The sequence below is a fragment of the Candidatus Zixiibacteriota bacterium genome, assembly GCA_040752815.1.
In the GTDB taxonomy this organism is placed as follows: domain Bacteria; phylum Zixibacteria; class MSB-5A5; order GN15; family FEB-12; genus JAGGTI01.
On record JBFMGC010000026.1, the window covers coordinates 20,729 to 37,453 of the forward strand.

The following is a 16,725-nucleotide window of genomic DNA, read 5'->3' on the forward strand; positions in this document are numbered from 1 at the left end:
ACTAACGCCCAATCCCGTTTCTTGGGCCGAATAAGAACGGTTTTGGACATGTTTCAACGGAGATCAATGACAACCTATGCGTTTGTATGAATTCGAAGGTAAACGACTCTTCAAACAGTTTGGTATCCCCATTCCCGACGGCGAATTGGCATCGACGCCCGACCAGGCGGCCGAGGCAGCGACCGTGATTGGCCCGTCGGCGTTGAAGTCGCAGGTACTCACCGGCGGGCGCGGCAAGGCCGGGGGAATCAAGATCGCAGATAACGTGGACAGTGCGCGCCGACTGGCGACTGATCTGTTCAAACTCACGATCAAGGGTTTTCCAGTCGAACGGCTTCTGATCGAACCGAAACTCGACATCGCCCGCGAGTATTACATTGGCGTGACTATCGACCGCGCCAACTACAAGATCGTGGTTATCGCGTCCGGTGAGGGCGGGATGGATATCGAGGAAACCGCCGCCAAACATCCGGACAAAATCGTTCGAAAGTCATACTCGATTGTTGAACCGCTCTATGGATTCGATGCTTTGGGTATCGCCAAGAAAATCGGCATCCCGGCCGAGCTGACCAAGCAGGCGACAGCGATCATCCAGAATCTGTACCGCCTGTTCAAGGCGTACGATGCCAAGATGGCGGAGATTAACCCGCTCGTCCTCACCAAAGACGGCAAGTTGATCGCCGCGGATTCGCGCATCTCGCTCGATGACGACGCGCTGTTCCGCCACCCCGATCTGAAAGAGCAGGGGATCGAGAAACGCCACGAAGAGGGCGAGTTGACCCCGCGCGAGCGGCAGGCGACCGAGTGGGACATCCCGTATCTCGACCTCGACGGTGATATCGGCATGTTCCCCGGTGGCGCTGGTTTCGGCATCATGGGGAACGATTTCATTCACTACTACGGCGGCAGGCCGGCCAATTTCATGGATTCCGGCGGCGGGCCATCGCCTGAGAATATCGCTCGCATGTTGGTGCTGCTCGACGAGAACCCGAATGTCAAGGCGATATTTGGGGCGCGGTTCGGCGGGATCAGCCGGTGTGATGATTTCGCCAAGGGCGTGATCATGTTCCTCAAGAACCACGGGTTGTCCAAGCCGATGGTCGTTCGCATGACCGGCAACATGTGGCAGGAAGGGGTTCGTTTGTTCGACGAAGCCAAAAAGGAGAATCCCCGTCTGATGGAGAAGATCGAATTTCATGGTATCGAAACGCCGATCGAAGAAATCTCCAAACGGGCGGTCGAGCTGGCCCGGATCGAGAGGGGGCGGTAATGGCTATTCTTGTAGACAAGAAGAGTAAAGTGATCGTGCAGGGGATCACCGGCGGAGCGGGGAAGTTTCATTGCGAGCGGATGATTGCGTACGGCACAAACATTGTCGGCGGCACATCGCCTGGCAAAGGCGGCCAGAAAGTGCTCGACAAGCCGGTATTCGACACGGTCGAGGAAGCGGTCATGTCGACTGGCGCGGATACATCGGTGATATTCCTGCCGGCGCAGTTTGTCAAAGAAGCGACTATCGAGGCGATCCGCGCGGGAATCAAATTCCTCGTGGTGGTGCCGGAGCATATTCCGATTCATGATATGTTGGTCGTGCGCGAGGAGGCGGTCAAATACGACGCAACTGTGATCGGCGGCAACACGGCGGGGATTATCACGCCGGGCGAGGCGAATCTCGGCATCATGCCGGATATCGCGTTCACGCCGGGGCGGGTCGGCACGGTGTCGCGCTCCGGATCGATCACCTACTATGTGGCGGACACGCTCACCCGCACCGGCTACGGTGAAACCACCTGTGTGGGGCTGGGCGGCGATCCGGTACTCGGCTCAACCTTTGCCGAAATCCTCTGGAAGTTCGAGCAGGACGACAAGACCAAAGCGGTGGTGATGACTGGCGAGATCGGCGGTGTCTATGAAGAACAGGCGTGCGACACGATTCGCAAGATGAAAACGCCGGTCTTGGCGATGATCGGCGGTATTTATGCGCCCCCCGGCAAACGGATGGGCCACGCGGGGGCGATTGTCGAAGGCCGCATGGGCACCGCGCAGGAGAAACTCGACGCCCTCGCCGCCGCCGGCGCCCACCCGTGCAAGACGTTTGAGGATATACCGCGGACGCTGAGGAAGTTGGGGGTGTGAGCATCGTAGGTCGAAACCCCTGAGCCTACCCGCCGTGGCGCGGTCTCCACATTCTGCTCAAGTTTGTATTGACATCCACCTCTGCGATGCTGTAGCATGCTTGCGGAATAGCATCGTCAAAGACACGCTCGTAACAAGAAGCAGAAGATGATCGCGGCAACTCACGGCAAGGTGTTTTGGCAGAAACTAAAGGACAAATCCATTCTCAGGAAACAGGGTTGTTACGTTTTTGCCCTTCGGGCTGGAAAGGGTGCTACACCATGGTACGTTGGGAAGTCAGGAAAGTCGTTCCAACAGGAATGTTTCGCTGCGCATAAGTTGGTTAAGTATAGCCAGGCACTATTCGCAGGGAAGCAGGGCGCACCGGTACTCTTCTTTGTAGCGTTGCCGGGCAAGAAGAACAAGATTGCGGTTCGGGTTATATATGAAATCGAGACCTATCTGATTCAGACCGCAAAGGTAGCCAACCCGAAGTTGCTGAACAAGAGCCAATCGAAACCTCCCAAATGGGGAATCGCACACGTAGTCAGAGGCGGGAAAGGGAAGCGAAACAAGACTGATGTGGCCTTCTGCAATATGCTCAGTCTCTAACGCTTGTTGCTCGCCGATTCAAGCGAGTTGAGATTCTGGACAGGAATAAGAATGGCAGAAAAGTCACAACCGTTTCCGTGCGAGCTCGACGGCCATTGCCCGTATGAATACGATCAGAATACGGATCGAGACATAGAGGGAATGCCGTTACTCAATAATGATCCCAGAGGTTGCCCGAAGTATGGGCATGTGTGTCCGATGTTCATGGAAGAGTGTGGCCTTACGGCCGAGGGTTTGAATATTCGAGCTACGGTGCACTGCTTCCAGGTAATGGGCAGACTCACGATGGACGAGCAGAAAAAGGTGGCATTCTTACTGCTCTTCGAGAAGTACCGAGCCATATTACAGAGATACCCCGAGTCGGATTACCCTCAGTACTACGACAGAATGTAGGACCGGTGGTCCACCTGCTTGCCGGGTGCCCCACCGCTTGCGGTGGGTTGAGATTGCTCTACAAGTGGGTAGCCTAATTGGATAATCGTAGGTCTGACCCCCTGTGGTTTCGACATCCCACATCGAACTGTCAAAACCGCACCGCCCGCCCAATGGCTTTTAGCTCAGGGGTTTGATCCTACATTTCTCGAGAGGTAAAGGGGGCAGACGAGGACGTCTGCCGCCCACCTACCTACCGCAAAACGTGATTGTCTATATACACCTGCCTTTGTATCCTCCCACCATGCCGTCCACATTTCATCAGCGCACAATCGCCGTCCTCAAGCGAGTCCGGCGCGGGAAAGTGGTCACGTACGGACAGGTCGCCGCGATGGCGGGCAATCCGCTCGCCGCACGGCAGGTAGTGCGAACGCTCAATACGGCATCGGAGAAAGAGAAACTCCCCTGGCATCGGGTGATCAATAGTCAGGGGAAGATATCTCTCAAGCCGGGGCAGGGGTACGAACTGCAGAAGAAGCTGCTGCAAAAAGAGGGCGTGAAATTCGGGAGGGGTGGGCAAATCGATCTCAAGAAATACCAGTGGGTGCCGCGCAGGCGGAAGTGAGCAGTGGCTCGCTGTTCCTCTTGCGGTGGCAGAACCGCTACGTCCCGAGTCCGCTTAGCGCGGACCGGGCTTGGGTTCTGCCCTACGATTTACAGAAGTTGATCTGTGAATCGCGGTTGATTTTCTGCATGATGCAGAGTAGATTATTGTCATGTGGGCATTACGGTACGATTGTCGCCACTTAGCGCTGGAATACCATCGCCGCCGAGTCAAAAATCATACCTGAGAGTATCTCCTGATCCGTTGTCTGGCCGACTGTATAACCCGGAAAGGAGATACCGATGAACAAAACCCGCCAGCCCGCAGAACCATACCGCATAAAAGCAGTAGAGGCGATCAAGCTCCGCAGCCGCCACGAGCGCGAGCGGCTGATCGCCGAGGCTAACTACAATCTCTTTAAGATCGACGCCCAGGATATCTATATCGACTTGCTGACCGACTCCGGCACCGGTGCGATGTCCAACAAACAGTGGGCGGCGCTCATGCTCGGCGATGAATCGTATGCCGGAGCGATCTCGTTCCGCAAATTCGAAAATACGGTCAGGGGACTTTGCGGGAAACGGTTCGTGATCCCCTGCCATCAGGGGAGAGTCGCGGAGAATCTGGTGTTCTCGAACCTCATGAAAAAGGGCCAGTTTGTTCCGAACAACACGCATTTCGACACCACCCGCGGCAACTGTCTCCACAAAGGCGGCATCCCGATCGACTTGCCTTGCCCGGAGAGCAAGTCCGATGAACCGCTCCCCTTCAAGGGCAACATGGATGTCGACCGTCTGGAGTCGTTTGTCAAAGAAAACGGCGCGGACCAGATCGCTATGGTGATAATGACGGTCACAAACAACTCGGCCGGCGGCCAGCCGGTGTCGATGGCCAACATCCATGAGGTGTCTGAAATCTGTCACCGCTACGGCATACTGTTCTACTTCGACTGCGCCCGGTTTGCAGAGAATTGCTATTTCATCAAGCGCGACGAGCCCGGTTATGCTGGCAAGAGCATTCGCGAAATAGCAATGGAGATGTTTTCCTACTGCGACGGCGCGATGATGTCGGCCAAGAAAGACGGTCTGGCAAATATCGGTGGGTTTATTACGCTCGATGATGAGGATGCGTACGAACGCCTCACTCAACATCTGATCCTGATCGAGGGATTCCCGACCTATGGCGGTTTGGCGGGACGTGATTTGGAGATTGTGGCAGTGGGTCTCGAAGAGGTGCTTGATTTCGAGTATCTCGATTTCCGCATAGAGCAGGTGCGGTATTTCGGTGATCAGATCAAAGCGGCCGGCCTGCCGATAATCGAGCCTACCGGCGGCCATGCCGTGTTTGTCGATGCCGGCCGGTTTCTCCTGCACATACCGGCGGGCCAGTTTCCCGGGCAATCCCTTTCGGTTGAGTTTTATATCGAGGGTGGAATCAGGGTTGTCGAAATCGGCAGCCTGATGTTCGGCGGGGTCGATACGAATAGCGGCAAGGAGTATCTCGCTCCGAGAGAACTCGTCCGGATGTGCCTTCCGCGGCGGGTCTATACCAATTCGCATATCGACTATGTCGCCGACACCGCTGCGCGAATTGGCGCGCGCAAGAACCGGCTCAAGGGGTACCGGGTGACACGCCAATCTCAGTTCCTTCGTCACTTCACTTGTGATCTGGCCGTATGCGACGTACAGAGGGTCAAAGCGTGACGGGATTCGTGCGGGCGACGATTCTTCTAATTGCGCTGACCGTCGTTACGATTCTCAGCACCTGTAGCGCGGTTCATATTCGGACCGGCCCACCCACCGATGCGGAGGCCACACAGCGGTCCGAAGATCAGGGGCGACGGTTCCGCACTGAATGGGCGGACCGACTCCAGAGAACTGATCCGATCAATCAGGCGGAGATGCTTCGCGTGTTCCTCGACAGCACCACCACACGGTTCATCCGGTTCGGACGCCAGATTAACGACTGGTGGCGCGAGGAAAGCAAGCGACGGGGGGTGCAGGTGCCGATCGAGCAGGTTCGGGCCGCGGTGGAGCGCTCCAGCCAGATTGATCTCCCACTTCTCGACGCGTATGAGGACGTGCTCGAATACGGTGTAACCTTGATAAAAGAAGCCCGCTTTTTCGATTCACCGGCCCAGGAGAGGCTTGTCCAGTACCGCGACTTGTACCTGGAAACGTACAGCGCCGTGTTTTATCCCAACGGTACCCGGGAGGAGTTTGACCTCCAGCTTCAGGGGCTCGAATCCCGCACTCAGCAGGCGAGCCGCGACCTGGAAGCAGAACTAGCGCGTTACCGTTAGTCGGCGGCCAACCGGTGATTTGCAAGAAGTTGCGGCCGCCTTGCGCCGGCGTCTTCACCGGAGGCCCCAATCGGCCCACCATAAGCACAAGAACCACAAGCAGATGAGGCCCCTGTTGCAGTCTGACGCCGCTCGGCGGGGATTTACGGCGAGGATATTGCTGTTTTCCGGTCGCGGCAACCGGTCTCAGGGTTGACAGATTGCCGGGAACTTGATATAATAACGCGGTTTATACTGACTGAGAGGAGATCGATCTATAGCACTACGGTTAACGCTTTTTTGATTTGGTAGTTGAAAGAAGCTTTTAAAGGGTTTTGCAGTTAGCCCGCAAACCGTAGTTGCAGATCGACTCGGTTCCAGGGCTGGGTTTTATCCCAGTATGGATTCTCATCGGTATAGTACCCCTATCCTGTTTCTGGCAGTTATAAGCCTTCCAGCAACTCTCTGGGGAGCGGACCCTAATCTTAGGGTGATCAATTCCACCGAACAAGGCTTCCGGTTTGTCTACGACTTCGGCCCGGCGTTGGATGCTGCAGAGGCTGCCAGTTCCGAGGTAGCCGCGTCCGAGTTGGTCGAAACAGTCCAACTGGCTGTTCCGCCCGGCTCGGAGGCCCGGTTGCTGTCAGCGACTGGAATCGGCGAGTCGCTGTCGGACGTTGTCGCACCGGATTCAAGTTATCGGATGAGCGGGCTGGCCGAGGTATCGCGGCCGGTGCTCACTCGTGGACGGCAGACAGTCGGCGTTAGAATCAGCCCGTATACCAATGGCCTGACCTACCGACAGGTGGAGGTGGAGGTCGGGTTTGACCGCACGCGCGCTGCGGCTGCACTCAGTCGTGAGGAAGATCCCGTATTCGAACGAATATGGGCGTCATCTTTGGCGAACTACGATGTCGCCAGGTCCTGGCCGCGTGAGGACCGCAAGCTGACGGCAATCTCTGCTGCGATGTCTACCGACTCTCACGAGAATCTGACAGCCGCGTCTGCCTGGTACAAGATCCCGGTCACCCAGACCGGCTTGGTACGAGTTACGGGCGCCCAGCTTGAAGCGGCGGGGATTTCGCTTTCCGGGCTTCGGTCCGATTCGATTCGCATCTTCAATGCCGGCGGCCTGCCCAACTCAGTGGACAATTTCGAGCCGAGGCCGGAATTCACTGAGATCTCGCTAATGGTTCTGGACGGCGGCGACGGAGAATTCGGGCGGAACGATCAGCTCCTGTTTTTTGGTGAGGCTCCCAATCGTTGGCTGTATTCCCCGACCGGCACGCCTCGCTGGGTGAACAACGTTTACACCACCACCAACATTTACTGGCTCGCGGTGTCAGGTAGTTTTTCCACAGCCCCAAGGCGCATGGTTCAGGTGCTCGGCGCTCCGACCGGCGCACCCGTTTATGACACATATCGCGCAAGGGTGCATATCGAGCAGGATAATCTGATCGGCACCGAGCCCGACGGTAATGTCTGGGATTTCTACAACTGGTATTGGAGCAATCAGACGTCGGTTGCATTTCAGGTGGCGACGCCCGGAGCTATCGAATCTGATTCGACCCATATCTATGTATCGGGGCGCACCAACCGCAATATCGACGTAACAGTGAATGGTGTGCCGGCGTCGGAGATTGACTGCAACAGCTCTGAGTGCCGGTTTTACACGAGAGCGCTAAGAGGAGGGGCCGCCCAGTCCAATCAGACCAGTTTGGTGCTGACGCCTATCTCGGCGCGGATTCCCCCGTTTTTGGACTATGTGGAGATGACCTATTCAAGTCGGATAGTGCCGGCGAACAACCGACTCGACTTTGTGATGGAGGGTATCGACGGTGACGTGGATATTCGGGTGGTCGACGCCTTCAGCTCTACGCCGACAATTCTCGACATTTCGGATCCGCTGCATCCTGAGATCATCGCCGGGTATGATCGCAGCGGTGGGTATGTCACATTTCGCGGTCATGTATCTACGGACAGTGCCAACCGCTTCTATTGCGGCATCGTGAGCCTGGCGGTACCGTCGGCGCCGCTAGCCCGAGTGGATTTCACGGACCTTCGCGCCGGGTACAAGCAGACCGACCTGATTATCGTGGCCACTTCCTCGCTGGCCGGAAGCCTGGACGAGTATATAGCATACCGTCAGGGCCAGGGAGTGGTGATACAGGTTGTCGACATCGCAGATATCATTGACAACTTTTCGTACGGCCTCTACGATCCGACGGCGATCCGCGATTTTCTCAAGTTCGCGTATGAGAATTATTCGGCTCCGGCGCCATCCGGTGTGCTATTTGTCGGCGACGCGACGTATGATTATCTGGATCGTTTGGGCACCGGCACAACCAACCTGGTTCCGTCGTATGTTCGTCCCGGCGACCGGACGTACAGCGACGACAACTACGTCTACTTCGGCGAGTTCGGCATCCTCGATGAGGATCGCGACCGTGGTTATGACATGATGACAGCTCGCTGGCCGGTGCGATCGGCGTCCGAGATAAATACAATAGTCGCCAAAGCCAGGGAATACGAATCCCCGGCGACTTTCGGCGCCTGGCGCACGCGGATAACGCTGGTCGCCGACGACGAGCACGCGGCCGAGCGCCACAACGAGTTGTTTCACACCCGGGACACCGAAACGCTCGAGCGGGTGTACGTGCCCCGCACGCTGAACCGGCAGAAGATCTATCTCTGGGATTACCCGTTCGTGAATCGCGAGAAGCCCGGCGCGAATGAGGCCATACTCCGTGCGTTCAACGAGGGCACGCTGATCGTCAATTATGTCGGGCACGGCAACCCGGATGTCTGGGCGCACGAGCGTGTCCTGCAGCGGGCGGGAGATCTCCCGCTGCTGCGTAACTCTGGCCGGCTGCCGCTAGTGTATGCGGCGTCGTGTGATATTGGGTTCTTCGATGATCCCCAAAGCGAGGGTATGGGCGAGGGCTTTCTGGAAATGCGCGAGGGCGGGGCGGTGGGAGTGATCTCGGCAACTCGACTTGTATACGCCGCTGATAATGCCCAGTTCAATCGCGCCGTTTACGCGCAGCTTTTTGCGAATCCGGATCTATCGATCAGCGAGGCGCTGTTTGCCGCTAAGGTGCAGCGGCAGTATCCCAACCCGTTCGACACGATTCCGCGCCGGGTGGACAATGACCGCGCCTACAGTTTTCTCGGTGATCCCTGCCTTCGGCTGGGGCTTCCCCGCTACCGTATCGAATTCACGACCCAACCCGACAGCCTGGTGGCTCTGCAGACTTCGCGCCTGAGCGGGCGAATCACCGATCAGTCCGGCTTGCCTTTCAACGGCGATGGGGTGCTTTATGTCGATGTCTATGACTCCGATCGGCAGCGCTCGTATCATCTGCCGGACGACACCAATATGACACGTTACGCGGTCACAGGTCCAACGATTTTTCGTGGCACCGCGTCGATTGACGATGGCCAGTTTGATATGCAGTTCATTACGCCGGTTGATGTCGGCTACCGCGGTGTCAGCGCCAGAGTGTCGGTGTATGCTGTCCTGGGAAGCGTGGATGCTGTCGGAATGGTGGACAGTATCGCGGTGAGTGAGAGGCAAGGGACCGCCCAGGATATGCAAGGGCCGCAGATCGAATACGGTTCGGTTAAACGCGGCCTGATTCGCGACGGTGACTTTATTGACCGCGCCGACAGCCTGGTGATACGGCTGGCGGATGTCTCAGGAATAAACCTGGTTGGGGGGATCGGCCACGGTATCAGCCTGGTAATCGACGACCGCGCCGAAGAGGCGATATATCTGACCGACCTGTTCCAGTACGAACGTGACAGCCACACGTCCGGCAGCCTGATGTTCGCCCTATCCGGATTCGAAAGCGGTCGTCACCGCTTCAATATCAAAGCCTGGGACAACGTGAACAACGTCTCGTCGGCCGAGTTTACCGCCGAGATCGGCGGAGGCGCCGGACTGGCAGTAAGAGATTTACTCAACCATCCCAACCCGATGCAGCAACTGACGATCTTTTATTTTGAGTTGACTGAAGCGGTCGAGGAATTGAAAGTCTCCGTTTACACGCTATCCGGTAAGTACATCTGGAGCACGAGCCGATATGATCTTCAGGCCGATCGATATCCGAATGAGACGGTCGAGATTGTCTGGGACGGCCGTGACAACGAGGGGGATCGGGTCGGCACGGGGGTGTATATCTATCGCCTGTCCGCTCTTTCGGCCGGGCAGGGCGGCGAGGCCGAGGAATTCGGCAAACTGGTAGTTTTGAACTGATTGCGATGACAACATCTGTAACTTTATATTCCTGGAGTATCTCTTGATGAACATGCGAAAACAGCTTCTGGTGGCGGCAGCCGTACTTCTCGGTCTGATTCCGGTCTCGGATGCCCTGGCCAACATCTCCAATGCGGCGGTGCTGTTTCTTAGGATAGCGCCGGGGTCGCGCGCCGCCGGTATGGGCGAGGCCTACGTGGCGATTGCCGATGATGCGACCGCAACGCACTGGAATCCGGCAGGTCTGGGCAGCTATCCGCTTTCGGATACCTGGATCGAAGCCGAGATCCCCGCGGCCTATCGCCCGCTGAAGGGCTTTGCACCGCTGAGTACCGGAGGCGACCACAATTACCTCGACTACGATATCTGGGCGATCACACCCCAGGGATTGATTCGCTATGATAACAAACGCTGGAACACCGACGAGGTCTTCAGCACCCGCACCGACGAAACCCTCGAGCAGATCGTCAAGAATTACTTCCGTATCGACGATCCGGCCCGCCTCGAGGCCATGATCGAACGGGTGGCGGCTCTCAATAATCGAGGCGGCTACGACGTGATCGAAGCGTTGCGCGATACTATCGTGGCATCGATTCCGGAAACATACGATACCCGGGAGACTGTCCTGCAGGATATGGATTCGCTCCTGGTTTGTTATCGCCGCTGCCTGGTGAACTGGGATCGAGTCCAGGAGGTCCGCGACCGTCTCAAGGAAGGGCTGAAAGACGGTGCGCTCAATGATACCGAGTGTGATCGGGTTGCCGTATCGCTTGAACGCACGCGCAACCGCTTTCTCCCCGAGGAGCTGCGGGTACCGTATAGCGCCCTGTTCAGCGGCGAGCCGACAGCGGTAGCGTCCAACGGCGACGTGCTGCTGGTTGGGTCGGCCGACGGCCTTGCCAGCTTCAACGGTCGTTACTGGACTCTGGTGAAGAGCCAGGCCGGTGAGAAGATAGGCGAAATCACTTCGCTGCACACGGTGGGCGAGGCGATAATCGTGGGAATGTCCGACGGAATCGGTGTGTTCCGCGGTGCGACGGTCAGCCCGCTTACCAACAGCGCGGCGACTTTGCCGGACGGATCGGTCGATGCTATCGGAGGCAGCGCTCTGACCGATCTCTACGCCGTAGTGGCAGGCGACGTTTATCGTTTCAACGGCATGCAGTGGACCGGCACAACCAGCTACACGGTAGCGGTGGATGACTCGCTCGACAAAATCGCGGCCCGCTTCTCTATCTACGGATCAGCCGCAGACAAGGAGCGCTTTATAGAGAAATATCGCGACTTGCAGACGGCTACCATGGCGCCCGCGGAAACGCCTGTTGTTCTGGACTCGGCTCCGACAGCCTCAATAGATACGACGGTAATCCCCGCGGTCGACTCGACCATGCCGCCCGCCGAGCAGCCCGGTGACACTGTTGTTGCGCCTGCCTCCGGAATTGCCGGAATCGACACACCATTCCATCCGGGTGCGGAAATTCGCGTACCGATCGCAGCCAGCGTCAAAGGGAAGGTCCGCGCGATTTTTGTCGATGTCAATCACCGTCTCTGGCTCGGCACCGACCACGGCATATTCTACTTCGACGGCAGCCGGTGGCAGACGCCGGGCTACTCGCAGTACACGATTGCGTCTGGGGAGACGCTGGACACGATCGCGTCTCGCCGCTCCGGCCTGACAATCGATGAGCTCGACATGTACAAGAAGGTGTTGAGGGAGATAAACGATCTGGATGGCGAACCCCAGGAGGGCGCCACTATCAAAGTCTACACTAACCCGGCGGCCCACTCGGTAAACGCCATTGGCGGCGACGGACGCACGGTGTATTTCGCCACTGAAGACGGTCTGATCGAATTCGACGGCCGCAACTGGTCGCGCACCGGACTAAGGGGTCTGACTCGCGACAACATTGTCGGGGTCAGTCTATTGGGAAGCGAAAGCTGGCTGGCCAGTAACGAGAAGCTGGTCATCAAGGGGCGAGGCCACTCCGAGATCTCGGTCATGCACGTGAACTGGCTGCCGGAACTGGCGAGCGATCTGTACTACGAGTTTCTGTCGGTGGCAGGCAACAAAGAAGGCTGGGGGACATTCGGCGGCAGCATCACGTTCATCAGCTACGGTAAGTTCCAGAGAACCAACGAAACCGGCCAGGAACTCGGTGAGTTCGAATCGTTCGATATCGCCGGAGCGATTTCATACGGTACGTCGCTGACTAACAAGCTCAAGGGCGGGGTATCGGTCAAGGTCATCTACTCGCGCCTCTCGGATCAGGGTGCGGGCGCCGAGAAGGGCAGTGGCACCGCCACCGGGTTCGCTCTTGATCTCGGACTGCTGTACCACATGACTCCGCGGCTCACGTGGGGTCTGGCGCTGACCAACCTCGGTCCGGAGATGTCATATATCGACGCCGACCAGTCCGACGATCTCCCGCGCAACCTGGCGATAGGTGTGGCATATCGACTCCTCCGTTCTGAGTATACCAGCCTTATAGCTACTGTCGAGGCAAACAAACTAATGGTCGGACTCGATGGCAAAACGAGCAAGGAAATCAAAGAATCGATATTCAACGGCGGGATTGAGTTCACCTACGCCAACCTGTTCGCGGCCCGCGCAGGCTATATTTACGATCAGGAAGGTGAGATCAAAACTCCGACGATTGGATTCGGTCTGTCACCCTTCACGTGGGGTGAGTTCGATTTTGCTTACATCCCGAGTCAGAAGGACTTTTCGCTGGCCAACACGCTGCGCATTTCATTGCGCTTGATTCTGTAGGGCAGGCAGATGCACTCAGTCATTGGAAGATTACGCGGTCGGCTTCTTCTCGCCGGACTGTCGACTATTCTCACAGCTGCACCCGCCGTCTGGTGTGACGGCGGGAAACTGCTTAACCCGTCGAAATCGGCGCTCGATTCGACTACGACGCCCAACACCGTACGCCGCCGGTGCCTTACGCCCGATGGCAACGGGCGTCGGCTGATCGAGGCGGTGGGAGAGAAGTGGAAGTTACCCGTAGGAGCGCAATCAGCGGACTTTGACACCACCATCCACTGCCTGGTGCTGCGCTTCGACTTCCAGTACGAGACTGTCGATGACCCCAACACCACCGGCCGCGGGCACATGAATATGTCTCGTCCGCTCGATACACTCACTGACGAGGAATACATCGCACGCGTGGGGCACCTGATTGATCCGCCGCCGCATGACTCCCTTTTTTTCGATGCCCACATGAGGGCGCTCAACCGATATTGGGAGACGGTTTCTGGGGGACAAATACATCTGAGTTGGGATATCTTTCCGCGGGAACGCGATTCGGTTTACGAACTTCCGCACCCGATGAGCTATTATGGCAAGTGTGACTTCGCCGATGTAGTGGAGGGCCTCGAGGCGTACTTTGTCGACTGCATCACGCTGGCCGACACTACCGATCCTGAAATCGACTTTTCCGCATACGATGCGTTCTTCCTGTTCCATGCCGGTTCTGATGCGCAGAACGATATCGGTTTCCCCACGACGTGCGCCGATCTTTTCAGCGGTTACATCAAGTTCGCCGGCGAAGTGTCAGTGGACAGCGGCGCCCACGGGGTTAGTACTGCGCTGATGATGCCCGAGACTACGGTCCAGGATGGCCGAGCCACCGCGCTCAATGCGGTCATGGCGCATGAATTCGGGCATCAACTGGGGCTGATCGATCTTTACAACACCGAGAACTTCTTCACCCAGGTCGGTGACTTCTCCCTGATGGATAACAACGGCTTCGGCACCGGAATCGACTTTGGCTGGCCGGCCGGAAAGGTCTTCGGCGCCATTCCGCTTTTGCCGGACGCCTGGTCGCGGGCGTACCTAGGTGTCGATGACGTTGTCGATTTCCGCCGCGACACCGCCGACGTGCAGCTGGTTGCCGCCGAGATGATGACCGACCCCGGCCTGCGCATCGCCCGCCTGCCAATCACCGAAAACGAGTTTTACCTGGTCGAGAACCGCCTCGAAGAAGTTGACAAGCACACCACCTATGTTCTGGCCGACCAGGAGACCAGTGTCATTCAGGGACCGGTCGACTCTACCCGTGCGTTCACCGGGGAGTACGATTTCCTCATGCCGGGCTCGGGCGTTTTGATACTTCACGTCGATGAAGAAGTGGCGGCGCTCGACTATGACGGCGACGGCCTCAACAATTTTGAGGACAACGATGCCCAGTGGCACCGCGACGAGCGCAAGTTCGTGCGCCTGGTCGAGGCGGATGGACTCGTGCATTTCGGCGGAAACTACTATGCCGGGTTCGGCAATTCGGGGGACCTGTTCCGCGACGATCGCAAAGACGAGTTCACTCCGAACACTAATCCGGCTACAGTCGACAACTCCGGCAACCAGACGCACTTTTTCGTCGAACAGATTGAGAGACTTCCCGGGCCGAGCGGACGTGATGACCGGCAGGTCCGGTTCGATTTCGAGATCGACCGCCAGGCGGACGGCTTTCCGGTCAGAGCGGGCTCACCACAGTTGCAGCTGGCGCCGATTGCGGATGATGTCGATGGCGACGGATATCCGGAGATCATCATGGCGGCCGATCGCTTTCTGTCGGTGGTGACTGCCGCGGGGAAGAATTTCATCAGGACTCCTGACAACTGCCCCACCTGTCCGGTGATCTACGATTCGGCGGCGTCATCTGTGAATCGTGGCACCGGAATAAATCCGGCTGCCGCGTACGCGGTTCCGGTTTACGCCATTGCGCCGGCGCCGATTACCAGCGGACCTGTGGCCGGCAGCGTCCCGGCCCTGGACGATGAAAGACTTGTGGCAATCGGCCATCCTCATCCGAATCCGCTTTTCGCTCCGGTATTCGGGATAGTTTCATTGTACCGTGCGGACGATGCCAATGCCGATGCCCGCGCTGACCTCGCCGACTCGCTTCGCACGATCGGCTGGCCGGTGATGCTCTCATTCGGTGATTCGATTCTTTATGCGCTCACGACAACCAACGAACTGAGTCGCTGGTATCTGCCCAATCGTGTCGCAGCGACCCGCGCTTTTGGCGGGAATGTCCTGATACATGGTTCTTGCCGCTCGGGAAATGATCTGGTGCTGCTGGCCAGCGACACACTTTCCGGCGCGGATGATTCCTCGTGGGTGTATTATGTCGACGAAAGCCCCGGGAGTTTCTCTCTTAGCGTAGATACATTCGGCCTCTCCGGCCTCTATATCTGGGGGCCGATCTCGGTTGATATGAATCGCGACGGCATACAGGAAATTGCCGTGTGCACTCCCGACGGCAGCGTGGCCATGATCAGCATCGACACCACCAGCGGCGGGTCGAACTTCTCCATGCTCAGCGAACGCAGGCTGGACCGGTTCATTCTGACGTCGCCGTCGGCGGGGGATATCGATCTCGACGGCTACCCCGAACTGATCATCGGCGGGCGGAACGAAGTGCTGGCGTTCAACCAGGAGCTGATCCTCAAGTCGGATTATCCGCTGGAGGTTGACGATCGCTTTCCCGACGCCGCCATAATTGCTGCCCCGCTGGTTGCTGATATCGCCTCGGGGGGACGCCCGGAGCTGGTGTTCGCATCGAGCCGGGGCAACGTCTATGCGTTCGCTGATCGCCTCAGTTACGGCTTCCCGCTTTCGAGCGGGGAACAGCGGCAGTTCGTCTCGGGCACGACTCCAGTCAGTTTCCACGACGCCTCCGGCGGCAAGATCGGCTGGCTGGGCGGCGACGGCTGGTTCTATGTGTGGGAGGCCGATACCGACACCATTACCGATTTTTGGCCCATGAACGGCGCCGATCCGGGCGGCTCCTTTGTATTTGATGCCGGCAAGCTCCCGTCGATCTCGCCCCCGACCATGGCCTTTGATGACTCGAAGTTCTACAATTACCCCAACCCGGTGCGGGATGGACAGACGACTATTCGCTATTATCTCGGCGATGATGCTAATTCGGTCAAGCTGAACATCTACGATCTGTCCGGGCGGAGGATAACCCAGCTCGATGGTCGTGGGCGCGGCGGAACGGACAACGAGGTAGTCTGGGATTGTTCAGGTGTCACCGCGGGCGTGTACAGGTGCGTTATCGAGGTCAACTACTCGGGAGCCACCGAGTCGGCGTTCACAGATATTGCGATTATCAGATGAAAGTGGCTGGGATGAAACGATCAACCGGACTTATACTCGCGTTAGGGCTTGCGGCAACGTGGCTGTGGGTGGCCGATGCCTCGGCGGTGGAACTGCAGCCATCGCCGATCGCCTGGAGTTTGCACCGCGTTAAGTTCGCAGAGGGGTCACCACACGTCGGAGGCCAATCTGCAGGAGACAACCCGTCTCCCTGCGAGAGCGGGCAGACCACCACGGGCGAACCGTCGGACATGAAGTCACCTTTCAAAGCGTTCATCCTTTCTGCGGTGCTGCCGGGGGCCGGGCAGTATTATATGGGGAGCCGAATCAAGCCGATTCTCTTCCTCGGGGCGGAGGCCGCCGCCTGGGGCTTTCAT

At 57.8% G+C, this 16,725-nt stretch carries 11 protein-coding genes; all 11 read left to right on the forward strand.

The features are described from left to right. Positions 1-76: 76 nt before the first annotated feature. Entirely contained in the window at positions 77-1,270 is a 1,194-nt protein-coding gene (locus AB1772_08010) for an ATP-grasp domain-containing protein (GenBank protein MEW5796293.1), read from the forward strand. Then, on the forward strand, positions 1,270-2,136 hold the full coding sequence (gene sucD, locus AB1772_08015; protein ID MEW5796294.1) for a succinate--CoA ligase subunit alpha: 867 nt from the start codon (positions 1,270-1,272) through the stop codon (positions 2,134-2,136). The genes AB1772_08010 and sucD overlap by 1 nt, the downstream gene beginning before the upstream one ends. A 147-nt stretch (positions 2,137-2,283) precedes the next feature. Next, on the forward strand, positions 2,284-2,727 hold the full coding sequence (locus AB1772_08020; protein MEW5796295.1) for a hypothetical protein: 444 nt from the start codon (positions 2,284-2,286) through the stop codon (positions 2,725-2,727). 51 nt (positions 2,728-2,778) lie between these two features. Beyond that, positions 2,779-3,120, forward strand: coding sequence for a hypothetical protein (locus AB1772_08025; protein ID MEW5796296.1), 342 nt, complete (start codon positions 2,779-2,781; stop codon positions 3,118-3,120). Between the two features lie 283 nt (positions 3,121-3,403). Next, a complete protein-coding gene (locus AB1772_08030; GenBank protein MEW5796297.1) occupies positions 3,404-3,724 on the forward strand; it encodes a methylated-DNA--[protein]-cysteine S-methyltransferase in 321 nt (106 codons plus the stop codon). A gap of 281 nt (positions 3,725-4,005) precedes the next feature. Next, entirely contained in the window at positions 4,006-5,406 is a 1,401-nt protein-coding gene (locus AB1772_08035; GenBank protein MEW5796298.1) for a tryptophanase, read from the forward strand. After that, positions 5,379-6,005: a hypothetical protein gene (locus AB1772_08040; protein ID MEW5796299.1), complete on the forward strand. Its 627-nt coding sequence runs from the start codon at positions 5,379-5,381 to the stop codon at positions 6,003-6,005. The genes AB1772_08035 and AB1772_08040 overlap by 28 nt, the downstream gene beginning before the upstream one ends. A gap of 469 nt (positions 6,006-6,474) precedes the next feature. Next, positions 6,475-10,242 (forward strand): type IX secretion system sortase PorU, encoded by a 3,768-nt coding sequence (gene porU, locus AB1772_08045; protein MEW5796300.1) that lies wholly within the window; start codon positions 6,475-6,477, stop codon positions 10,240-10,242. 46 nt (positions 10,243-10,288) lie between these two features. Further along, positions 10,289-13,012, forward strand: a complete 2,724-nt coding sequence (locus AB1772_08050) for a PorV/PorQ family protein (GenBank protein MEW5796301.1) — start codon at positions 10,289-10,291, stop codon at positions 13,010-13,012. Positions 13,013-13,021: 9 nt separating this feature from the next. Continuing rightward, entirely contained in the window at positions 13,022-16,369 is a 3,348-nt protein-coding gene (locus AB1772_08055) for a hypothetical protein (protein ID MEW5796302.1), read from the forward strand. Positions 16,370-16,380: 11 nt separating this feature from the next. Then, the coding region (locus tag AB1772_08060) for a hypothetical protein (GenBank protein ID MEW5796303.1) at positions 16,381-16,725 on the forward strand (345 nt) is incomplete at its 3' end.